The organism is Asaia sp. VD9 (assembly GCF_037150015.1).
Lineage (GTDB): Bacteria > Pseudomonadota > Alphaproteobacteria > Acetobacterales > Acetobacteraceae > Asaia.
Map to the genome: position 1 here is coordinate 1 of NZ_JBBCQM010000017.1, position 20,423 is coordinate 20,423.

Consider the following 20,423-nt stretch of genomic DNA (forward strand, 5'->3'; position numbering starts at 1 on the left):
CTTGACCTCTGTTGCGCGCGTCGCAGGATTATTGTCAGGCCGGGACGGAGAAACGGCTCTCAACCGAACATAGAAACGGGTTTTTCGGTCTTTTTGCTGGAGAGACCTTGCACGCGATTAAAGAACGAAAGGCGTCGCTGCGCTATCCTTTCGACCCTTTGCCTCCGGCACAGGTCGAACGAAAGGCTGTTGCTTTTCTTTATTGAACGAAACCGGTTCTGCGAAGTATCGCGAAGTATCGAAACGGCGCGATATTGCATGTTTATTGTGTAATATTGCGCTTTCTTGTTGTATGTTGCGGTCAGTGTGATAGTATCTGTTTGTAGGAAATGGCTGAACTCGCACTGGATCGGCCTCATGTATTTCGATAAGGAGTAATGGCCATGGAACGTTTCAAACTATCTGAGGCTGATCGCGCTGCCATTACTTCCGGCGTTTCCTGTGCTGCCCTTCTGGAGCGTTATGGCTTTGCCCTCGACAAGAAAGAGAGCACGCGCAATTCGCTCAAATACCGTCGTGGTAAGGGCGAGACATACATCGTGTCCCATCAGGGCAAGGGCTGGTGGGATACGGGTTCCCAGGCCAAGGGGAACGTCTTCGATCTCGTCAAGCATTTCGAGCCCACGCTTTGGTGGCGGGATGTCTGTAGCGATCTGGGCAAGATGGTCGGTGTTGAGTCTGCTTCGACCCCGTGGGTGAACACACAGAAGGCTTCATCCGATTATCCGCCTCCCGCCGAGCGCTGGGCCAAGGCCAGGCCGCTGCGTAAAGGAACCACGGCTTGGCAGTATCTGACAGAAACACGTTGCCTGCCGGAATGGCTGCTGCGAAAGGCCTCGGCTAACGGATCGATCCGTGACGGTTTCAAAGCAGCCTGGTTCAGCTATCGCAACGCTCAGGGGGCGATCACGGGCGTCGAGCGGCGTGGGCCTGAAACGCGCCTGCAGCTGAAGGACAGCGTCAAGACGCTCTTCCGCTTCCAGCTCAGGCCGAACACGCCTGTGCGTCGTCTGGTCGTGGCTGAAGCGCCGATCGACGCGCTCTCCTTTGCCGCCATGGATGTCGAGCGTGCAAACGATACGCTTTATGTCGCTACGGGTGGCGGTATGGGGCCGGAAACCATCACTGCTTTGCAGGATCTTCTCGATGCCATGCGCCATAATCCGGACGCGCTGCTGGTCGTCGCGACAGATCGTGATGACCCAGGCCACAGATATGCAGACATGCTTTACGATCTTGCTGATGAGAATGGGGTGGATAGCATGCGGCTCTATCCCCCGGGCGGCGCTAATGATTTCAACCAGGCGTTGCAGGTCAGCATGACTTCAAACGGCGCATCCGCTGCGGTGGCATCATGAGTGGGCGGTATCGAACCTCTGGTAACGGCGATAGGTCACAGCCTGAGGGTTGCGAGACTTTCACAGGCGTACTCACGCAGATCGCACAAGCTGAGACCTGCTATCGCGCGTTTCTGGTGAGCGGACGTGCTGCACAGATGCTGCAGGCGGCCCCCGGTCTGGGTACCAGCATACCTCTCCTCTTCATCGAGTGTGAGGGCATGGCCAACAGCGCGACCGGGCTCGCCGTAAGAGGTGATCTCGATCCTATGATGCCTGAACTGGGCTTCGATCTGGACGGGCAGTTCACCCTCTTTTCAACCGACCACAGCAACGCCGGTGAATTCATCACCGTGAATGGCTGGGTCGGCACGACCGAAATTTTGGCCCTTCGACAAGGGGCCTCCTTCAAAATCCCTGCAGAGTGAGAACTCGACCATGACACACGATCATTCCGATGCCGATCTCGACGTGCTCTTCCCAGGCTACGATCGGATCGTCGGGCTGCGACAGGCCTTCATGAAACACTTCCAGTGTGACGCCTACCGCCGCCGGTGCCCCGAGCTGGGCGGTACCCACCCATGGACTCTTGTCGAACTGTCTTGCCCCATCTCCGGAGAGGCGATGTCGGGGATCGTCGTGTCGGCCGATCCCATCCCAGGCGGATGGGATCTTACGCAGTGCTTCGATATTTATACCGGAGAAGAACTGTATACAGGTGCGTTCCGCTCGATCGATCCGGCGCAATACGCCGTTCGTCAAATCGGAACCGTACCTGGGCGGGATGCAGTATCTGCACGCAGCGCGGTCGTGCCTCTTCTGAACCTTGTAGCAGTTGCAACCGCTGATTGGTCAGCCCTGCCCGATACAGTGGCACGTACGGTTTCTCCTGGCGGCGTGTCCTCATCGCAGGATTTCCCCGAAGCGTTCGTGTGCATTCATGACGGTGATGACGAACGATATGGTCTCGTCACCAAAGGCTTCACTGATGGTCATGGTGGGTGGAATCTCGAGCTGCCCGTCGAGGTTTTTGTTTCGACAGGTGACATCATCTCAGTTGTACCCGGCGGGGACACATGGATCGAGTTGATCCACGACGTCGAACCTGACGGGCTGGCGCGGCGCGGCTAGAAAGGGGAGGAGGGCTGAGTGAATCAAGCAGCATCCCTCATCGGCGTGAGACTGAACGGCATCGGCTGGTCGGTCTGTCAGGCCAGCCGCCGGAGCCAAATATCGCGGGACCGGATCGCGAGATGGCGACATGGCATTGGTGAACCTCCCCAGTCTTTCATGGAATGGCTGGACGCCTTGCACGCACTGCACCGGCGCTATGCGACCCCGCTTTCGCGCGACGTTCCCATTGCAGGCAATCGCGCGCCCATGGATGCCTACGCAGTCGGTCGTGCGCTCATGATCATCGGCTGGTCGGAGCGTCGTCTCGCCGAGCATCTTGGCTATCACCGGACGGAGCTAAGGCGTCTGTTGGAGGGCGGCGGTAGGCTTGGCGCAAGGTCGTCCCGCTGGCTCGAAATGCTTGAGAACGGACACCGCGACCTGCCACGGCCCGCGATCCTCCTTGTGTCCAGACGCCCTGACATGAACACTGGCCTGACGACGGAGACGGTCCGATGAACACATGGATCACGTTCCCCCACGCATTGCGTGACGGACGTTCTCGTCGCGCCAGTCTCGACTGGGACCATGACCCGTCCAGGGCGCCCCAATGGCAGGCTCTCCTGTCGCAGGCCCATGGCGATCATGCTCACCGCCCGCATTGCGATTGCTGGGCGAATGGAGCGCCCCTGCAGCTTGTCGTTCGCTCACGCGAAGTGCGGGAAAACGGGAACAAGATGCTGCGCTATCACCTCGCACGCATGCCCGAGAGCGGGACCCTTCATCGCGCGAACTGCCCCTTTCACGAACCGGATATTCGCCGGGATGGACGATCCGGATACGAGCAGGGTGTCATCACCCCATTGCCGGACGGCAACCTCCGGATTGCACTGGAAGGTGGCTTGCTCATCCGTGGTGTAGCCGGCGAGGCTGAGGATCGCTCGCAGCGACAAGTCCCGCACGGTGCCCGGCCGGGGGATCGTCAACGCCAGATGAGCCTGCTCGGTCTCCTCCATCTTTTGTGGGAGCAATCCGGCCTGACGAACTGGCGACCGCAAGAGAGGCGTCGGCGCTGGTCCTGGGGGACCATTCGCCAGGCGATCGAGAGCAGCGCCGCGACAATCGTCTCAGGGAGCGTCACCCTCGATCAAAGTCTTGCCATGATCGGGTACAATGATGAGGTAGGCTTGGCCGCACTCGAACAAGCCCGCAACCATGCCCAGGGGGAACGTCGTGTTCTGCTTTGCGGGATCGTCGATGCAATCGACATCGAGGCGGGACGCGCCGCCGACCCCGCGAAGCCCCAGCAACGCGCTCATGGCCCGCGTATCCGCCTGCGTTTTGATGGCGCCCGTGGCTTCAACCTGCATCTCATGGGACCGCCCCAGATGGCAGAGGCGCTGGAAACGCAATTCCCGTGGGCGTGGCGCATTCTGCAGCAAGTCAGAGCCGAGCGAGGCAAGGCCCAGGTGATCGGCCTTGTGACGACGCAGCTCAGACCGACGCCTGACGGCCGTGCCACGACAGGGTGGATCGAACGCGTCGCCCTGATGGAAGTCGGTCCGTCCTACGTGCCTGTCGCAAGCAGCCATGAGCTGGCTTTGTTGACCCGCCTGCAGGAAGAACATCGTATTTTCCGCAAGCCGCTGCGCTTCGACAGGACGACGCAGCTTGTCCATCCCGATTTCGAGCTGCTCGATACGAGAGATCCCCGCGGAACACCCATGGAAGTCTACGGCCTCGATACCGAAGAATACAGGGCGCGTCGCGACGTCAAGGAGGCACATTATCGGGACGTCTACGGTGTCGGTAACTGGTGGAGCTGGAATGCCGCTCTGCGTGAGGCCATGCCAGACCTGCCCCTGCCTCAGGATTGACTGAAAGCCAGTGATGCCAAACGCCGTCACTGGCCATGAAAGGTCTTTTGCACGCCGCTCGGGATGTGCATGCCGGCCAGCCCATTTCCGCGCGCCGCGTGAAGGAAACAGATATGTATCAGGCAACAACGCTACCGGATCATTCTTCAATAATGTCCGGTCTCACGCGCGCCCAGCACGATGCAGCCCGCCAAGCTGGAACCGTTGTGGTGCTGGCCGGTGCCGGAACCGGCAAGACCAGGACCCTTGTTGCGGGTATCGCCGATCGCATCTGCCGACGCGGTATGCCTGCGCATCGCATTCTCGCCGTGACGTTCACCAACAAGGCGGCGGGGGAGATGAAATCGCGTATCGAGGCTGCCCTTGGGGGCGACCACGCTCCCAGATGGGTCGGTACCTTCCATGGGCACGGTCGCCGCCAGCTGCGGAACGATCCTGATATCGCCGGTCTGCGTGAGGGGTTTGATATCTGCGACGCCGAGGACAGCCGCACTATCGTCCGGCGTTTACTGGAGGAAGCCTGTGCGGCTGGCTTTGATGCACCGGACGATGTGACGATGAAACAGCGGATCCACTCCGTCTCAACACGTATTGCCCTGCTCAAGGAGAGGCTTATTCTTCCCAACGATGCCGTAAGCTCGACTGAGGGGCTCATCGCTTCGCGCCAGTTGCATGAGGGAGACGATCTGAATGCCTGGCGCGAGGCTGCCGCGCTCTACCGTCCCTACCAGTCTCACCTTAGAGAAGCCAATAAGGCAGACTTCGCGGATCTGCTCTTGTGGCCTACAGTCACCATGCTGCGAGACGAGACATACCGTCGTGACTGGGCCGGTCGGTTCGACGCGGTGCTGGCGGACGAGTTTCAGGATGTCAATCGGCTCCAGTATCTCTGGCTACAGGCACTTTCGCGCGACCATGGCGAGTTGTTCTGCGTGGGCGACGACGCGCAGTCGATTTTTGGCTGGCGAGGGGCGAGCGTATCCATCATACGCTCCTTCCTTTCGGAATTTCCGCACGGACGCATGATCGCGCTCGAGGAGAATTTCCGCTCCACGGGCCATATCCTCGCAGCCGCCAATGCCGTGATCGAGGCGGATCCTGATCGTCTGCAAAAGACGCTCTACACGGCAGCCGGAGATGGAGCGCCGCTCGACATCCTCAGCTGGCCAGGTGGCGCCGAAGAAGCCAAGGGTATTGTCGACGAGATTGCGCGACGAGGGCTGGAGGGCGTCTCTTTCGATGACATGGCGATACTCTACCGCTTCAACTTCCAATCCCGTCAGCTCGAAGAGGCGCTATTGCACGCACACATTCCTTATGAGCTCGTCAACGATACGGCGTTCTGGCAGCGCGTCCCTGTGAAGGATGCTCTGGCGCTCCTCAGGCTTTGCAGCAGTCTCGACGACCGGCAATCCGATGAAGCCTTCCGTAGAATGGCCAACCGCCCCCGACGGGGCATAGGCGCAGTGTTCATGGCGCGTTTGGAGCAGATTTCCGAGCAATCCTATCTCTCTCTTTTTGAGACGGCTGAGAAGATTGCTGCAGGCGGCAAAACCAAGGCTCATGATGCGCTAGCCCTTTTCACTACCACGATCCGCGAGATCGCCGGGGAGGTCGGGATGCCGGTTGCGGCGAGGCTACGTATGCTCCTCGAGAGAACCGGCTATCTCGAGATGCATCGCCAGGAAGGCGACGAAGGAAGGACGGCGCTCGAAAACCTGCACGAGCTCTGTGCTCTCGCGGAGACGTTCCCGACCCTCGAAGCCTTGTTCGACCATGCAGCCCTTGGCAGTGTGCGCGACGAGGCAGATCCGGTCGGCAGGGTGAAGCTCATGACAATCCATGGCTCAAAGGGGCTCGAGTTTGCTCACGTGTTTCTGCCAGGTTGGGAGGACACGCTCTTTCCGTCGACCAATGCGACAGCAGATCCTGCCGAAGAGAGGCGCCTTGCCTATGTGGCGCTGACGAGAGGCCGCAGACGCGTCAGCATTTCATGGTGCCGCTATCGCGGCGGTCGGCCCGCGGCCGCGAACGGTTTTATCGACGATATTCCGCAGACCTCGCGGCATCTGGGATGGCCGAGGAGGCGTGTCGTGCCGAACGGCGGCGATACCGCTGCCGAGCCCGTCTCGGTGTTCACTCAGGGCGGGTTGAGGTCATGAGTGAAGGCCAACCCGGAGATCCGGGAGAGGGAGCATCCCGCCTCGCGAAATGGGCACATGACTGCGCGCAATGCGGGGGTGGCGCCATGTTCGGCTTCATCAACCGCCGTGGGGATCAGGCTTGGTATTGCATGGCTCACCGTGAAGCCGGGCGACGCCAGGTGATGCGGTCGGGGCGGTCAAAAGAATAGAACCCGCTCTTGCTGGCCCCTGATACATCAGTGGGGACAAGACGCGGACAATCGTACAAAGGTGGCTTTTGATCGAGGGGACGGCCCGCACTCACATCGCGATCATATATCGTCATGAGCGTTGCGAAAATCTGGAGCCCTCATGCCGCCACGTATACCTCCCCCGCCAGTTACCATCCCTTTTCACGACAAATCACCAGAGGAAAGGCGCGGGGCACGCCGCGCATTGCGACTTCGTCTGCTGAAACTGCTTGATGCGCAGCCTATGACCGTCATGGCGTTAAGGCTGTCGCTGGAGCCAGATACGGCCGGCGCATTGGTGGCGACACTAGAAGATCTCGTGGCGGCCGGCGAAATTGCGGCAATCGGTCATGGCGCTTATACAAAGGTGCCCTGGGGCCCGGAGATGAGACCCGTTGTTGCGGCACCATTGCGCGATACCGTTCATGGAGCACTCGTTCACCTCGCATGGAAGACCCGGCGCAAATCCTGCTCGGTAACGACCGTATCCGAATTTCTCGGGTTGTCCCTCGAGGAGGTGGCGCTCAGTCTGCAGAAGCTCGAGCTCGCAGGTCAGGCCAGTTTCGACGACGCGACTGGTGAGTGGCGCCCTGTCGGGACCGTCACCATACGACGTGTACGCAAGGGGATCGATGAGGGGATTCAGCCCATACCAACCCCCAGGCGCTGAATCACACGCAGGAAACCTTCTCTGTTGGCGTGAGGCTGCGCGTAGAGTTATCCCCAGTTTCTGTGGACAGAAACGGGGAGAACCACGGTGTAACCGTCTAAAGACTCAGGTGAAAGACGCAAGGTATCCAAGCAGGGCTTCAAGCAGATGACTGGGGCCGATTGACGTCAGGATGCTGCCAATGATTACGACGACAATAGCGGGAATGAGCGTCTTTTTCAGGCGCGACGGCTGCCGTATGCCCATGGCAGAGCGCCACCGCTTTTTCGCTTCTTCGCGGTCATGCTCTCGATCTGCAAGATTCATTGAACTGTCGCCTCACTGAAGTTGTGTGGATTATTCGGCATCGTGACCTGCTGCCACGGCGTCATGGATCCGCTGCATCGGCACGTCATACGGCGCAGCGCCCAGCCGCAGGCGCGCGCCGCTGTCACCAAGCGTGACAAGTGTATCGACGCAATGGTGATCGGCAGGACAGATCGGTAACGTTACATCCGTATCGAACCGGGTTTGTGTCGTAATCGGCACCGTCCGGGATGCGGACTGACCGGGTGCTTCTCCGGCCGTCAACTGCTCATAGGCGAGATGCAGGCTGATTCGATCGCTGGACCGACCCGCATAAGTCAGAACGAGATCCTCGGTGACGACAGGTGCGGCATGATCGGAAGCCGGGCTTTTCACCAGGCGGGATGTGCCCGCATGAATCGCATGCTCGAAAGCGAGAGCCGAGGATCCGTAGAGAGTCTGGAGTGGTGATCCCGAAGCAGCTTTGGGGAAACTGACCTCGAAATGCACGAGGGCCGCCGCTGGCACCGGCCGAGATCCGGCGCTCGGCACTGGCGGGAGCCCAGACATCAGCTGTACCGGGGGAGCGGCATAGGGTGTGGCTGTATGGACACCCTCGCCAGCATGGGCGGCGCTGCAGCTGCAGGCCGCTAGCACCGTTACCGCCCTCGCTGTGGCAATGTAAAAGCGTGTGGCGTTGTGAAATGACGATAGTCGTCCGACAGCGGAAAGGATCATGGTGGTGCGCCTCTATGGTGTGATAGCTCCATCGGGTGACGGAACCTGCGTGTTGCCACGCTGGTCACAGGCTACCAGCCTGCGATGTGAGTGCGTGCAAGCATGCGCCGATCGGTGTTGTGCTTCGTGGCTTCGAGTGAACGGCATGGGCGCGCGTTGCGCGGCCTACGGCTGCGGCGTCACACGCCGCACCCACGCGGTGAGCGTATTGTGCTGTGTACTTCTGCTTGCTTATGAATAGAAGAAGTAGTTATGTTGTTTCTATAAATAACCAAATGCCGAAACGAGCGAATATACGATTTTTTTACTATGCAGTCAGTACATGACTGGGCAAATAGACATGCGGTATTGTCTATTCTATTTCTTATGAAAGGCCGATATAACTTTACTTGTGGAGAGGCAATAACGCCCCACGCAAAAAGCGCCCCGGAAGGTGCAGCAACACCACTCCGGGACTTCGCCAGAATGAAAGAGTAGTTTCATGTCAGACGCAAACCGCAATATCGCTGCAAACGCCACCGCCCGCAACCTCTCCCCCGCTCGCGTGCGTCAGTTCAAGGAAGCAGAGGCCCGCGTGAAGGCCAGCAACGCCCCCACGCTCGAACTGATCAAGCGGCTTGTTCCCACAGACTCTCAGATGGCCGCGATCGCGCAGCGGTTTCCTTCGGTCAAGGTTGGTGAATACGACGAGCTTTTCGGCGCAGGTCTGTCGCTGGTGCGCGACCAGTACGAGACACTGGCCCCTATCCTGACCTCTGAGGACCGCCACGAGACAAACTTTACGGCTCTGAAATTGGTCCTTGATCGGATTGTGGGGGCCGCCATTGGCGCCGCCTATGGCTCCGCAAATCACTATGAAGGTCGTCGCACAGCCGCCAAGGATGCTACCAACAGCTTTTCGAACGAGCATCGCGACGAAGACCGTCAGGGCGTCGATGGAGGCGATAACCGCGCCGCCAATCTACGTCGCATCGCCGCCGAAAAGGCTGGTCACGCGTACTCACTCGCCGTTCTTGCCGCCGGGGCCTGCGAAGCCTATCGCGACCTTATGGGGAGTGACTGGCAGCCCTATCAGCCCAACAACCGCCGCAGCGTTTCCGAGCGCGCCGCCGCAGAGGAAGCCGCAGCCCTCGGCTTCTGATCCCTCCCGCCGGACCCGAAAGGGTCCGGTTTCTGTCCCCTCACAAGGAAATGCGTCCGATTATGCAACTCCCCTTGTTCAAAGCCCTCAAGACCATCAATATAAAAGACGAGCAGGCGACCGAGATCGTCGACTCGATGGAGGATTACATCGCCATGAAAATGAAAGAGGCTACCGCCCCACTTGCCGCCCGGATCGAAGGGCTTGACGCCAAGCTGGGGGCGCTTCAGTGGACCATCGGTATCATGGGTACCGTTATAGCGATTGCAACGGTTTTTTCCGGTGTGGCGCGGTTGATCGCTCACTGACCCGGCGTATTCTTCGGGCAAACCGGGGCGGCTCTCGCGGGCCGCCTTTTTTATCATGCATCATTTCTCCCAGCCCTGCGCAAAAATGGACACAAATTCACGCAGCGGGGCGTCCATCGCCTCACGGGCCGCATTGCCCCCACTTGCCACATATCCACAGGGCACGCGCTCTCGACTCTTGACGGTCGAGCGCGTGCCCTGTGGATATGCTCCGGCGTCCCGTAAGGGACGCCTGCGGCCCTTCGGGCTGGAAAGCGGGGACAACGCTCGCAGCAGGGCGGAAATTACAGTCTGTCTCCCTTACGAGCCATTCGCAGGGGCGGCCGGCAGGCGGTCGTATTCAGGCAACCGGCACCAGGCCTTGCCGGTATCCGCATAGGAGATACTGCCCCGATCCCTGCACTGGTTGCCAATCTCGATCGAGCGCCAGTAAAAACCCATCCCCGACAGGAAAGCGACGGCAAACACACCGGCCCCGATCAGCGCCAGACGTGCAATGAACCGGTTGCGCGCGTATTGGTAGAAGCCTCTCTCGACGAACGGCGCGCGCTCCTTGATCTTGTCGAGTACCGCAGGCGCGACCTCGGCCTCGATCCTGTTCACCATCGCAGCAACAGTGGCGTTGTACAGTTCGAGGTGCTTTTGTTCGTCTTCCTTGAGGCGTAATTCGGCGCGTACGGTCACGGCATCGATGATCTTCCGTGCATCCCCGACCAGCTTCATGATTGCCTGACTGGACTCATGGGCGAGCGCGGCATTGCGGTCGACCTGATCGACTGCGAGCTGAGAGACCGCGGCATAGGCATCGAGCGATGACCGCATCGCCACGATCATGCGGCCGAAAGGGCTATACTGATCCATCCCTTCCAGCCGCGCGGTCTCTTCGAGCTCGAGGCCCGCGCGACGCAGGCCCTCGATCAGATGTAGTGCGTTCGGCTCATGGCCGCTCATGGAAGCCAGTCCTCGATGCCCGCCTCGCTGATTCGGGTTTTGATGGTATCGATCCAGTGCTGGATCATCGCCCGACGAAACGGATCGAGAGGCGTCCCATCCGGACGAGGTTTGCCGGCCGCCGCATCATGGAAGGTCAGACCGCTCTCAAGGACCAGAGGAAGGCAGCTCAGCTTGGGGATGCGTAGGAAGGCTGTTTGGCATCCATCGAAACTCTGTCCGCTTACTCTGGTGAAGACGTCGTCAAAGATGCGATCCGGATCATGCCCTGTCGGAACGGTCCACTCATTGAAAACGAGAACCGCCCGGCTTGGGCGAAAAGCAGCGCTGGCCCAGAGGCGCTCCAGATAGGCCGTGTCACCTTGCTGTGGGCCGATCATGAAAGCGCCCGTGACGGAAATCCCGAGGCTTTCGGCAAGCTTGATGATGTTTTCATCCTTCGCCCAGTTTTCGAGTGTGCGGTCGCCACCACCGACATCGATCACCAGGGACTGGCCGGTTGCCGCAGCCTTGCCGAAGGTGTCGGCAAACCATTCGCGCAATTTCGCGGCTTCCTCCGACGCGGGCCGTGGCACCCCATATTTGTCATAGAGCGCTTTTGAGATGGAGATGCCCGGATTGCGTGCATCACCATCAGCGAGCAAAGGAGGCGAGCCCCTGTAGATTGCGATCTCACCTATCGACGAGAGGAATGTCGATCCGCCCAGATTGCCGCGCCCTGTCTTCACGAGAGCAACGGGAGTTCTCTTCTTGCGGGGTTCAGTCGATGCCATGTGGCCTTCCTTCTTTGAAAGCGACCTTTCCGGTCGCAGAAGAAGCCTGACAGATCCTGATGTGAGTGCTGACACTCTTTACAGCAAAAGGTTAAAAATTTCGCGCATAGCCTTTTACGACCAACAACATCCCTTTCAGCGCCAGAGACCGCTTTTCCAGTGGGACGGCCTCGATCATAGGAACGCAGGCCCGCGCCCAATCCGACTCTCTCTCGAAAAACGACATGCGCGGTAGTCCAGGCATCTGCCTGGTATCGACCTTTCCATCCGGCGTCATCCCTGTCGCATCCAGTGGCGTCAAGGCCTCCAGCGGCAGATTTTCCGGCATCCCGGGCGGACGTGGCCCGACATAGGTAGGCGGCAACGGCTTGAACCGATCCTCCCCATAGCGAGGGGCGGCCTCAAGCATCTTAACGGGGCGCTTGATCTGGCCGATGACGACGCTCGGAGCCTCGTCCTGAAGCGTTGCTTCGGAGGCGGCAAGCGTTAGCCCTGCCGCAGTAGACGTAGTTACGGGGGCGATGGAAGGGGCTGCTGGGGCCGGAGGAAAACCGCGCTCCGCGATCTGACGGACTGCGAGTTCCCGTTCGGCCTCAGCCCGGGCAGAAGCCGCCTCCTGTAATTCGGCCTCCTCCTGAAGACGTTTCGCGCGGGCTGCTTCACGTCTGGCCTGTGTGGCAGCGACTTCGTCCTCACGCATTTCAAGCATGCGCCGAACGGCTTTGCGGACGCGATACCAGGTGGACTTCACGGTGTTCGGCGCTGCCGGGCCACCATGTCGGGCCATAAGACCGTCGGCGTGCGCGGCTTCGGCGATACGGCCCCAGCGCACACGCCCTCCACCGATCGACTTTTCCATAATGTCGAAATTCTCGGCCATCCAGAGATAGAGCGGCGAGTGCTGCCACTCCCCCCGCTCACAGCCCTTCAGCGCATCGAGGAGGGCGTTGCCCGATCCGATGGTCATCGTCGTCATTTTCCGCCCTCCCGTCACTCAGCGCCTTGCTAGCACCCCACTGAGGCGGATGCAAGATAGATGCGTAATCGCTCGGCTGCGGATGCGCAGGGGATCGGGAGTGGATGCAAGTTTTTTTCTTCTCCATGCACAAGGGGGTTGAGGTTCTTGACGCGTGACGTTGCGTCGAAGACGTATGTGGCGCCCTGAATCTCGACCTTGGGAACGCCAGATTTTCGCTCCTTCTTTCGGGCTGTATGCGCATATCGGACGGTTCTGACGTTATCCTTGGAGATAATATCGGCCATGGGACCTCCTATAGTGCTGTCTGAAGATGTTATTTTTCGAGCCTGTATTCCTGCACGAGTATTTTTTCCGGTACGTGCCAGGCGCGGGCGATCTTCCGGATCATTGGCAGCGTCAGCGCCCGACTTCGATTCAGGATTTCGGTCGCCCGCGACTGACCGATCAGTCCCGCGAGATCGGCGCGCGTGTGGCCATTTTCTTCCATCGCAACTTCGATCGCCGTCACAGGATCGAGCGGATCTATGGGCCAGCGCCGCTTCTCATAATCCTCGATCAGCGTCACCAGGACATCCAGCCTGTCTCCCTGTTCGCTTCCAACGGGCGCACCCCAAAGCATTTCGACCTCCCGCAGCATGGCCTCGTGATCCGTATCAGTACGGATAGGACGAATTTCCATTATCTTTCCTCCCGCTTTCAGAACAGGTTCACCGTGATTGCGTCGATCCTGTCATACTGAGCGTGCGTGCCCACGAACTTGATGAAGGCGATTGAGCGTCGCCAGTCGAACGCCACAATCATACGATAATTCCCGCCAGCAATCTCAAACCTGACACGGTCGCCGCTCATCACCTTTGCTTTTGAAAAATCCGCCAGAGCCTCGACTGGTGTCTGCCACGAGGCACTGGACGTTACCTGATGCCAGTGTTTCAGCGAGGCCTCTGTTTCCGGGTGCTGCTCCCAAAAGGCAACCAGCCTGTTTCTGGCGATAATCCTCATGCGGCATCATACGATTTCCCGCCATGGGAAAGCAACATGCACCTTCAGTGGGCTCGTTGCACGCACTCACATCAAGACACCCTATTCTGAATGGGACACTTCCGGAGGTCCCATCCTTGCCCGCATTCGATTCACCGAATATTCCACCCGAGGAGATACAGGCCTCGCATGGTCACGCTGATTGGCTGACGCCGGAGCGTGCCCAGCATGTGCTCGGGCCTCTGATCGCAGCGCAGCGCCCTCGGACCTCCGATGCTGCGGTACCTAAAAGCGCCCGGCCCAAGGCGCGGGATCAATGAGGCTCATCGTTGCCGATAGTCCTTCCCTGCGTCTTTGTGGTGCACTGGTCGTACTAACGCTCTGGGCCATACCAACGGCCGCGCTCGCGGCTGACAGCAGTGATGCAGGCTGTCAGGCGCTCGTGAGTGCTGCAGCGACTGGCATGGCCAATCAGATCAAGGCTGATGATGCGACGATCAAACAGCCGCAGTCGATCTCGAAATTCACCTGTCTGGGCGACATCTTCGGCGGCCTTGGCCTGAACGTCCTGACTAATGGTCTGAATATAGGCGACCTCGCGCAATCCGCCATGGGCAAGGTCTGCACCCAGTTGACCTCGGCCTGGGATAATCTCAAGGGCTCGGCGCAATGCGGAATGACCGTCACCGGCCTTAATACCAATTTCGGCCTTGGGTCACTCGGTAGCGGTAATTTCTGTCCCTCCCTGAATTTTGGGGGTGGGGGCGATGCGCTCATCACGGCAGGTACCAACACCAACGGATCGAGTTCCTGGGACGCCCAAGGCTCCACCCAGCTACCGACCGGCTACGAGCTCGATCTCGCCGGGCCTTCGACGGGTTACTCCCATATGCCGGGAAACTGAGCCATGCATTTTGGGAAGGTCTTCAGTTTACGTAATCTCGTCGCGATCATCATCGCTTTTCAGATCGGCACGTTTTTTGCGCCGCGGCCAGCCTACGCCATGTTCGGCATCGACACGGCAGCGATCGTCGGTGCGATCTCCACGTTGCAGACGGCGATGAATTCGGTGATCAGCACGGCGCAGAAGGTGATCAACGGCTCGCTGGGGTTGATCAACAAGGGGCTTGGCGACGGGTTCGGCCAGCTGAGCAAGCTCTCGGTAGCCACCGTCACCGCCGACCAGCATATCGCGGATGCCAGTAACATCGTCCAAGCCCAGACATTGCGCGACGAGCGCAATGCCCAAGTGCGCGATGCGCATGCCGTCAATCGCCAGGATTGTCTCAACCTGCAGGACGGCGCAGCAGCCGTCGTGGCGGCACGATCCGGCGATCAGGTAGCCGCAGCCCTTGATGGTGGCAAGAACAGGCGGACGGATGCGCGCAAGGGCACCCCCTCCTGGACAGGTGCCGGGCAGGGAACCCAGGCCGCAAATAACCATCACTTCTCGAAATACTGCAACGATGCCGAGGCCGAAGCGGGTCTGTGCTCCGCTGCACCCGAGGCGCTGATCAATGCGGATCAGCATGCAGGCAGTCTCCTGAGACCGTCCGTCTATGCGAATCAGGACGCGATCAATCTTGCCAATGATTATGCGCAAGGCCTCATCGAGCCTGTCGCACCGCCCGCTCTTCGTGGCGATGCCATCCGCTCTCCCCAGGGCCAGAGCCTGCTGCCCGAGCGCCGCGCCTACGATTCAGCTCTCGCCCTCTCTCATTACGTGGCGGACGACATCCAGGGCTGGCGCGCGCCGACCGTTACTCTGACGACGGCGCAACGCGCCGAAGCCACGCGCGAAGGGCGCACGGACACCGACAAGGGGTCCCAGCTTGAAGCGCTCGAACTTGATATCAACCGCAAGCTCGGGGGCACGGACTGGCAGGGCGACTTGCAGGCGATGCCCAGCGACAAATCCGTCCTCATCCAGATCGCCCTTCTTGATGCCCAGCGTAACCAGATCCTGCTGGCACAGCTCAAGCTCGATCAGCAACGCGCCCTCATGGAGGCGACGCAGCTTGCCACCATGGAGCGCGACCGGCTGCGCAAATTTACCCCCATGACCGTTCCCAGCCCCAGCAACTGAAAGACACTGCCATGTCCGAAACACAATCCATGTTTGCGTCCCTGCTCGATTACCTCGACCGGGAGCAGCAATCCGTCCCACAAAACGGTCGTGGTCTCAATGACCGTCTGACTGATCTGCGCGAGCGTTTGACCCAGGACCCGGCATTGGAAGAGAACAAACGTTTTCGCGTGGAGGTCGCTTGGTTGGTTCAGGACTGGAAGAACCTGAGCGGTACAGGGCGCGAGGTTTTCCTGCCTCCTCGCGAGGCCTCCGAGATGCGGCATCTCAGCGTGAATCTGCCCGGTCTGGAAAACGAAGACGTTAAAACGCTTTTGCGTAACTCGGAAGGATTGCGCGACCACGGCCTTATGGCCGAACTGCGCAAGGAAGCGCTGCGTATCGCCGAATTGGAGCCGGGGGAACAACTGGCGCACGCGATCGTCAGAGGAATCGCCGTGCTCGACTGGCGTGTCGAGCAGGCCAAGGCAGCGCCCGTCCCAAACCCTGCACCGGCGCAAGCCGCTCCTCGACAGGCCCCGTCTCGACCCGCCGAGCCCGAACAGCCACGACAGGCGTCAAAGCCTCCTGCCCAGGAGCCGGCCGCGCCACCAAGGCAGCAACAGACCGGCGTGCCTGCTCAGGATGGAAAAACGCAACGCGAAAAGCGGCAGGCTCCCCCACCACAGGCCGAGCAGGAAGGAAGCGAGGTGCTCTCGCGTGAGGCCGATGCGCGTATGCGCCAGGAGGATCAGGGGAAGGCGCGAGCAGCGCAGACCAGTGAGCCCTTGGACCAAAACGAGCAGGCGCAAAAGAAGCCACCTATCCGGTCAGAGAGTACCCCCGGGCAGGAAGAAAAGAACCAGGGAGATCGGGCGCGTGCGAGCAACGCAACACCGTCTGCCCCAACTCCAGCCCCCACAATGAGCCTTTTCCCTCCCCAGGCCCCGAAGGCCGAGCGCACAGGACCTGGCGTCATCGAGCGTCTGGTTGAAGCAGGAAAGGATCTGGGGACGTCCTTTTCGGGGTGGACCGAAAATATGGGCGACGCACGCGATCAGAGGCGGATGAAGGAACTCGCCACTAAGGTTGAGGAAACCGTCCAGGAAGTCGATGACAATATCTCCGCCTTCCGCACAAAAGGCGCGTCTTTCATCGGCGACCTCGAAAAAACCGCGCAGCGCGACGGCAAATCCCATCAGGAAATCATCGCGGGCATGCATGAAAAAGGGCCCTATGCCCGTCTGCGTGGCCAGTTTGACAAGGCACTTGCCGAAAACCCCGAACTCGCCGAACAGCACACGTCCTTGCAGTCTTCGCTTCACACGCTGAACAACCGTGTGCGCAACCTCAATATGGAAGCCGGCCAATCGGGCATGGAAGAAGCCTCTGTGGTCAGGAAGGCCAACGAAGCCTTGGCTCCTCTCGCCGACAGGCTGGAGAAGCTTCCATCAACTGAGCCCGGTGCCAACATGCTCGAACGTGCAGGCGCGTTTGTCACCCGGATTGTCGAGAATATCCGCCGTTTTTTGGACCATCTGCGGGGAAGGGAACCGGGTCCTGACCGTGACGCCGGACCTTCGCAAAGCCGCTGAGGCTTTTCCTTCCCTGCGATCGGGACGCTTTATTGCGTCCTGAGCGCCTATCGTGAAAGCACGTCATGATCCGTCCAGCTGCCCGGCCCCGCCTTTTCCTTACCATCATCTTTCTGGCCGGCGTGGCGTCATGCCCCGATCTCGCTTTCGGACAGAGCTCTACGGGAGAGATCAACTGGGCCTCCCTTGACCCCGGGTCCGACTGGTCTGCCACCGTGCTCGATGGACTTTTCCCCAGTTCCGGGACGACGGGAACCGTTATCGGGTCTCTACTCGGTTATCTGTCAGCGCTTATCACGTCCCTTGCCGCTCTCTATCTTTTCTATGCCTCCATCATGCAGGTGCATCGCACCGCAGAGAGCGGGAAACTGCGCTCGGCACATTACAGCGCCTGGGCGCCAGTCAGAATACCCTGGGCGTTCATGCTGCTTTTGCCGGTCGATAATGGCTACTCTCTCGGACAGGATCTGGTGCTGCGCTGGGCACGCATGTCGCTCGGCATCGCCGTGCATGGTGCCGCAATCGTTGATAACAAGATTGGTCCCGAGGCCCTGCCTCTTGCGACCCCGATTATGCCCGGAACTCAGTCGATTGTACTCGCTGTAATGGAAAGCGAACTCTGCAGGGCGCTCATCAATCAGGCGTCCAATACGGCCACCCAAGGCACCACCCAGCTAGTTCCCGAGCCCAAATTCGTCAGCAATGGCGCGCAGGTCAGCGTCACCTGGGCGCTCGCCGAGGGCGATGGGACAGGGTCCAATGTGTGTGGCAGTCTGAGCCTCGACATACCAATCACCTATGCCCAGTCCGCGACTTCCTTGCTCAATCCGGTTGGCGCGATTGACTGGTCTCATTACGCCTCGGCTCGTCAAGCTTCCCTCGAAAAACTGGTTCAGAATGTCCGTGCGCCTATGGAGCAGATCGCCGCCAATCTCTGGGCGACACGACAGATGAGCGCATTGCGTGCCATGGATGCGGTTCTGACCTCTAATACAGCGACCTATCGTGACAGCATCACCGAGGCGGCAACGGCCGAACTCGCGCAGATGCGCCAGACCTATGACAGAAGCGACAAATCCGGCACGGGCTCGGGGATCACGGCGATGTCCGGTCTCGGCTGGGTAGGGCTCGGTGCCTATTACCTGCAGATCGCCAAACTCAACGGCGACGTGCTTTCGCTTGCTGCTCTCTCGCCGGACGTCGAAAAACCGAGTTGGGAAGGTATGGGGATGGCGCTGCATCAGGATCTAGGAGGCATGATCGAGGCAATCCATCGCTATGAGGCGATTGAGAACAGTCGGGCCTGGCTTGCCGATGACAAGGCGGCGCCGGACACCGTTCCATCGCTCTATCCCGATACTGCCATACAGGCGAATACCCCAGCCGATCCCTATTCTCTTTTGACGAAGGTCATCAAGGCCGCCGGTGTCAACAGGCGGCTGCTGGCAGGCGCTTTGAACTATGCCGCAGCCCCCAGTAGCGGTAGTGGGGCGAATGATCCAACTGCCGGGCTGATCGGGCTTGGGCATCTTCTGATGCATACGGGTCTCGGCATTATCGGTGCCAGTGCGATTGCGGCCAACCCTTCGGCCAGCGTCACCGCAGCAGCAGGCGAGGCGCTGACGGGAAACTTTGCGGGAGCAGCGGGGACCCTCGCCACAACACCTTTCGCCGGTGTCGTAAAATCACTGCTTGGCCCGCTTTTCGCAGCAGCGGCCGGGCTGATCGTGCCTGGGATCGGCCTTGCTTTCATCCTGCCGATGATGCCCTATTTCTACTGGCTCGCGGGTGTGGCGGGCTGGTATCTGATCGTCATTGAGGCCGTCATCGGTGTCCCGTTCTGGGCGCTTGCCCATCTGACCTTTGCCGGAGACGGCATTCATGGGCGCGGTATCCGCGGCTATGAAATCCTGTTCTCGATCCTGTTTCGCCCCCTGCTCATGATCGCAGGTTTCATGATCAGCTACCCGCTTTTTCAATTCGTCTCCTGGCTGTTGCTCAAGACGTTTACGATCGCAGCGGCCTTCGTGTTCGATGCGGGTTATCTGGTGACGAACCTGATCGGCGTGATCGTGCTGACCTCCCTGTTCGTGTCGGCCGAAATCGCCTGGGCCGGTGTCTGTTTTCGCATGATCAATATCGTGCCGCATCATGTCGTTGCCCTTGCAAACATGACCTCAATAGGGCGTTTGAATAGTGACGAGGTTACAGGAAAGACCTCTATAGAAGCACAGCGCGGCGCCGTTGAGAAAGCCGGTAAGCTGGCTGAAGGTATCGCCGGTAGTGGCGGGCATGGGAATGGACAAAAACAGATCGACAATCACAAACCGCAAGAGCTAGATTCCGCGACGCAGGCACTCTTGAACGGTAGCGGGCCGATAGGGGAATAAGACGATGTCTCTCGATATTATGGATTATTCGCGCCTCGGCGATATCAACCGGGGTATCCAGCGTCTTACCAGGACCGTGCAGGCCCAGGGGAGCGGCGCCACCGTGCCGGTCGAGACCTACAACCAGCTTTTCGCCAGCTATGAGCAGGCGCGGGCTCAGCTTGCCGCGGTGCAAAATGAGCTCAAGGAATGGAAGGAATACGGGGTAGAGCGGGCAGAGGCGGCAACTAGGTTCAGAGAGAACAAGGACGAATGGGTAGTGTATGCGCGCGAGCAACGTGCACGCGCGGAAGCTGCAGAGGCCGAACTCGACCGTCTCAGAGCACATTATGAGAGCAGCGTAGAGGTGGCCGACTGATGCATAAGGCCGTTATCCCCTGTTTGCTTGGCCTTGGCCTCGGTGCCTGCACGCATCCCAATGTCGCTGATCCTGGCACGCTCCATGGTCCTGCCGCGCCTTACGTCTCGAACCGTTATAACGACCCCTATGCGGCCTACGGCTCGACGCCGGTGATCTGGAAGCCGGCGATCGCGACCAGATCCGGGACCATCGTCAAGCCGACCGATCCGGTTGATCAGGCTGAGCGACCCGATTACGAGCATGCACCCTGGTCGGTCGAGCACAGGGCGTCCCAGGCTGGGACGTTCTAAACTCGAGCGCCACCTCGATCTATGTATTTCCGTAAAAAGCTTGGATCGCAGCCAGTTCTGTACTAGAGTCTGGTTGCCCGCCATTGTAGGGGGCGCTCCGCCCGGGTGCGTCAACACCACGAGCGAAGCTAACGCCGGCAGAGATACAAGCTCATGACGACGCTGATCGCTTTCCAAACACGGACTCGAATTGCGTGC

Annotated in this window: 22 protein-coding genes; 15 read left to right on the top strand and 7 right to left on the bottom strand. The window is 59.8% G+C overall.

The window, feature by feature from the left end; all coding sequences use genetic code 11:
- Positions 1-383: 383 nt before the first annotated feature.
- From WFJ47_RS15125 to WFJ47_RS15155, 7 genes are all read left to right on the top strand, one after another.
- Entirely contained in the window at positions 384-1,358 is a 975-nt protein-coding gene (locus WFJ47_RS15125; RefSeq protein WP_336764071.1) for a DUF3991 and TOPRIM domain-containing protein, read from the top strand.
- 200 nt (positions 1,359-1,558) lie between these two features.
- A complete protein-coding gene (locus WFJ47_RS15130) occupies positions 1,559-1,765 on the top strand; it encodes a hypothetical protein (RefSeq protein ID WP_336764073.1) in 207 nt (68 codons plus the stop codon).
- Between the two features lie 10 nt (positions 1,766-1,775).
- Positions 1,776-2,468 (top strand): hypothetical protein, encoded by a 693-nt coding sequence (locus WFJ47_RS15135; protein WP_336764075.1) that lies wholly within the window; start codon positions 1,776-1,778, stop codon positions 2,466-2,468.
- Between the two features lie 18 nt (positions 2,469-2,486).
- Complete coding sequence (locus WFJ47_RS15140; protein WP_336718613.1) at positions 2,487-2,969, top strand: transcriptional regulator; 483 nt, start codon at positions 2,487-2,489, stop codon at positions 2,967-2,969.
- Entirely contained in the window at positions 2,966-4,327 is a 1,362-nt protein-coding gene (locus WFJ47_RS15145; protein ID WP_336764077.1) for a DUF1173 family protein, read from the top strand. The genes WFJ47_RS15140 and WFJ47_RS15145 overlap by 4 nt, the downstream gene beginning before the upstream one ends.
- Positions 4,328-4,479: 152 nt before the next feature.
- On the top strand, positions 4,480-6,489 hold the full coding sequence (locus WFJ47_RS15150; protein WP_336764079.1) for an ATP-dependent helicase: 2,010 nt from the start codon (positions 4,480-4,482) through the stop codon (positions 6,487-6,489).
- 333 nt (positions 6,490-6,822) lie between these two features.
- Positions 6,823-7,371 carry a hypothetical protein gene (locus WFJ47_RS15155; RefSeq protein WP_336764081.1) on the top strand — a complete coding sequence of 183 codons (549 nt, stop codon included), beginning with the start codon at positions 6,823-6,825 and terminating at the stop codon, positions 7,369-7,371.
- 105 nt (positions 7,372-7,476) lie between these two features.
- Here WFJ47_RS15155 and WFJ47_RS15160 read toward each other — a convergent pair whose 3' ends face one another.
- A complete protein-coding gene (locus tag WFJ47_RS15160; RefSeq protein WP_336764082.1) occupies positions 7,477-7,677 on the bottom strand; it encodes a hypothetical protein in 201 nt (66 codons plus the stop codon).
- Between the two features lie 30 nt (positions 7,678-7,707).
- Positions 7,708-8,184, bottom strand: a complete 477-nt coding sequence (locus tag WFJ47_RS15165; RefSeq protein WP_336764083.1) for a hypothetical protein — start codon at positions 8,182-8,184, stop codon at positions 7,708-7,710.
- A 691-nt stretch (positions 8,185-8,875) separates the two neighbouring features.
- Here WFJ47_RS15165 and WFJ47_RS15170 point away from each other — a divergent pair.
- On the top strand, positions 8,876-9,535 hold the full coding sequence (locus WFJ47_RS15170; protein WP_336764086.1) for a hypothetical protein: 660 nt from the start codon (positions 8,876-8,878) through the stop codon (positions 9,533-9,535).
- A 62-nt stretch (positions 9,536-9,597) separates the two neighbouring features.
- On the top strand, positions 9,598-9,843 hold the full coding sequence (locus WFJ47_RS15175; protein ID WP_336764088.1) for a hypothetical protein: 246 nt from the start codon (positions 9,598-9,600) through the stop codon (positions 9,841-9,843).
- 300 nt (positions 9,844-10,143) lie between these two features.
- On the opposite strand, the gene WFJ47_RS15180 is transcribed toward WFJ47_RS15175, so the two are convergent.
- The 5 genes from WFJ47_RS15180 to WFJ47_RS15200 all read right to left on the bottom strand — a co-directional run bounded on the left by WFJ47_RS15180 (position 10,144) and on the right by WFJ47_RS15200 (position 13,545).
- On the bottom strand, positions 10,144-10,794 hold the full coding sequence (locus tag WFJ47_RS15180) for a hypothetical protein (RefSeq protein WP_336764090.1): 651 nt from the start codon (positions 10,792-10,794) through the stop codon (positions 10,144-10,146).
- On the bottom strand, positions 10,791-11,567 hold the full coding sequence (locus WFJ47_RS15185) for a hypothetical protein (protein ID WP_336764092.1): 777 nt from the start codon (positions 11,565-11,567) through the stop codon (positions 10,791-10,793). Before WFJ47_RS15185 ends, WFJ47_RS15180 begins: the two co-directional genes overlap by 4 nt.
- A 91-nt stretch (positions 11,568-11,658) precedes the next feature.
- Positions 11,659-12,543 (bottom strand): hypothetical protein, encoded by an 885-nt coding sequence (locus tag WFJ47_RS15190; protein WP_336764093.1) that lies wholly within the window; start codon positions 12,541-12,543, stop codon positions 11,659-11,661.
- A 316-nt stretch (positions 12,544-12,859) separates the two neighbouring features.
- Positions 12,860-13,225: a transcriptional regulator gene (locus tag WFJ47_RS15195; protein WP_336764094.1), complete on the bottom strand. Its 366-nt coding sequence runs from the start codon at positions 13,223-13,225 to the stop codon at positions 12,860-12,862.
- Between the two features lie 17 nt (positions 13,226-13,242).
- Positions 13,243-13,545, bottom strand: coding sequence for a type II toxin-antitoxin system HigB family toxin (locus tag WFJ47_RS15200; RefSeq protein WP_336764096.1), 303 nt, complete (start codon positions 13,543-13,545; stop codon positions 13,243-13,245).
- 295 nt (positions 13,546-13,840) lie between these two features.
- On the opposite strand from WFJ47_RS15200, the gene WFJ47_RS15205 reads away from it, so the two are divergent.
- The 6 genes from WFJ47_RS15205 to WFJ47_RS15230 all read left to right on the top strand — a co-directional run bounded on the left by WFJ47_RS15205 (position 13,841) and on the right by WFJ47_RS15230 (position 20,225).
- Positions 13,841-14,428: a hypothetical protein gene (locus tag WFJ47_RS15205; protein ID WP_336764097.1), complete on the top strand. Its 588-nt coding sequence runs from the start codon at positions 13,841-13,843 to the stop codon at positions 14,426-14,428.
- A gap of 3 nt (positions 14,429-14,431) precedes the next feature.
- Positions 14,432-15,610: a hypothetical protein gene (locus WFJ47_RS15210; protein WP_336764099.1), complete on the top strand. Its 1,179-nt coding sequence runs from the start codon at positions 14,432-14,434 to the stop codon at positions 15,608-15,610.
- A gap of 11 nt (positions 15,611-15,621) precedes the next feature.
- The gene (locus WFJ47_RS15215; protein ID WP_336764101.1) at positions 15,622-17,184 is read left to right on the top strand and encodes a hypothetical protein; all 1,563 of its coding nucleotides are present in this window, start codon (positions 15,622-15,624) and stop codon (positions 17,182-17,184) included.
- 65 nt (positions 17,185-17,249) lie between these two features.
- Entirely contained in the window at positions 17,250-19,574 is a 2,325-nt protein-coding gene (locus WFJ47_RS15220) for a DotA/TraY family protein (protein WP_336764103.1), read from the top strand.
- 4 nt (positions 19,575-19,578) lie between these two features.
- Positions 19,579-19,932 (top strand): hypothetical protein, encoded by a 354-nt coding sequence (locus WFJ47_RS15225; protein WP_336764105.1) that lies wholly within the window; start codon positions 19,579-19,581, stop codon positions 19,930-19,932.
- The gene (locus tag WFJ47_RS15230; protein WP_336764107.1) at positions 19,932-20,225 is read left to right on the top strand and encodes a hypothetical protein; all 294 of its coding nucleotides are present in this window, start codon (positions 19,932-19,934) and stop codon (positions 20,223-20,225) included. Before WFJ47_RS15225 ends, WFJ47_RS15230 begins: the two co-directional genes overlap by 1 nt.
- Positions 20,226-20,423 lie beyond the last annotated feature (198 nt).

Bases quoted from the DNA above. Each gene is read 5' to 3' on its own strand.
- WFJ47_RS15125 (WP_336764071.1), top strand. From the start codon at position 384: ATGGAACGTTTCAAACTATCTGAGGCTGATCGCGCTGCCATTACTTCC.
- WFJ47_RS15130 (WP_336764073.1), top strand. From the start codon at position 1,559: ATGGCCAACAGCGCGACCGGGCTCGCCGTAAGAGGTGATCTCGATCCT.
- WFJ47_RS15135 (WP_336764075.1), top strand. From the start codon at position 1,776: ATGACACACGATCATTCCGATGCCGATCTCGACGTGCTCTTCCCAGGC.
- WFJ47_RS15145 (WP_336764077.1), top strand. From the start codon at position 2,966: ATGAACACATGGATCACGTTCCCCCACGCATTGCGTGACGGACGTTCT.
- WFJ47_RS15150 (WP_336764079.1), top strand. From the start codon at position 4,480: ATGTCCGGTCTCACGCGCGCCCAGCACGATGCAGCCCGCCAAGCTGGA.
- WFJ47_RS15155 (WP_336764081.1), top strand. From the start codon at position 6,823: ATGCCGCCACGTATACCTCCCCCGCCAGTTACCATCCCTTTTCACGAC.
- WFJ47_RS15160 (WP_336764082.1), bottom strand. From the start codon at position 7,677: ATGAATCTTGCAGATCGAGAGCATGACCGCGAAGAAGCGAAAAAGCGG.
- WFJ47_RS15170 (WP_336764086.1), top strand. From the start codon at position 8,876: ATGTCAGACGCAAACCGCAATATCGCTGCAAACGCCACCGCCCGCAAC.
- WFJ47_RS15175 (WP_336764088.1), top strand. From the start codon at position 9,598: ATGCAACTCCCCTTGTTCAAAGCCCTCAAGACCATCAATATAAAAGAC.
- WFJ47_RS15180 (WP_336764090.1), bottom strand. From the start codon at position 10,794: ATGAGCGGCCATGAGCCGAACGCACTACATCTGATCGAGGGCCTGCGT.
- WFJ47_RS15185 (WP_336764092.1), bottom strand. From the start codon at position 11,567: ATGGCATCGACTGAACCCCGCAAGAAGAGAACTCCCGTTGCTCTCGTG.
- WFJ47_RS15190 (WP_336764093.1), bottom strand. From the start codon at position 12,543: ATGACGACGATGACCATCGGATCGGGCAACGCCCTCCTCGATGCGCTG.
- WFJ47_RS15195 (WP_336764094.1), bottom strand. From the start codon at position 13,225: ATGGAAATTCGTCCTATCCGTACTGATACGGATCACGAGGCCATGCTG.
- WFJ47_RS15200 (WP_336764096.1), bottom strand. From the start codon at position 13,545: ATGAGGATTATCGCCAGAAACAGGCTGGTTGCCTTTTGGGAGCAGCAC.
- WFJ47_RS15205 (WP_336764097.1), top strand. From the start codon at position 13,841: ATGAGGCTCATCGTTGCCGATAGTCCTTCCCTGCGTCTTTGTGGTGCA.
- WFJ47_RS15210 (WP_336764099.1), top strand. From the start codon at position 14,432: ATGCATTTTGGGAAGGTCTTCAGTTTACGTAATCTCGTCGCGATCATC.
- WFJ47_RS15215 (WP_336764101.1), top strand. From the start codon at position 15,622: ATGTCCGAAACACAATCCATGTTTGCGTCCCTGCTCGATTACCTCGAC.
- WFJ47_RS15220 (WP_336764103.1), top strand. From the start codon at position 17,250: ATGATCCGTCCAGCTGCCCGGCCCCGCCTTTTCCTTACCATCATCTTT.
- WFJ47_RS15225 (WP_336764105.1), top strand. From the start codon at position 19,579: ATGTCTCTCGATATTATGGATTATTCGCGCCTCGGCGATATCAACCGG.
- WFJ47_RS15230 (WP_336764107.1), top strand. From the start codon at position 19,932: ATGCATAAGGCCGTTATCCCCTGTTTGCTTGGCCTTGGCCTCGGTGCC.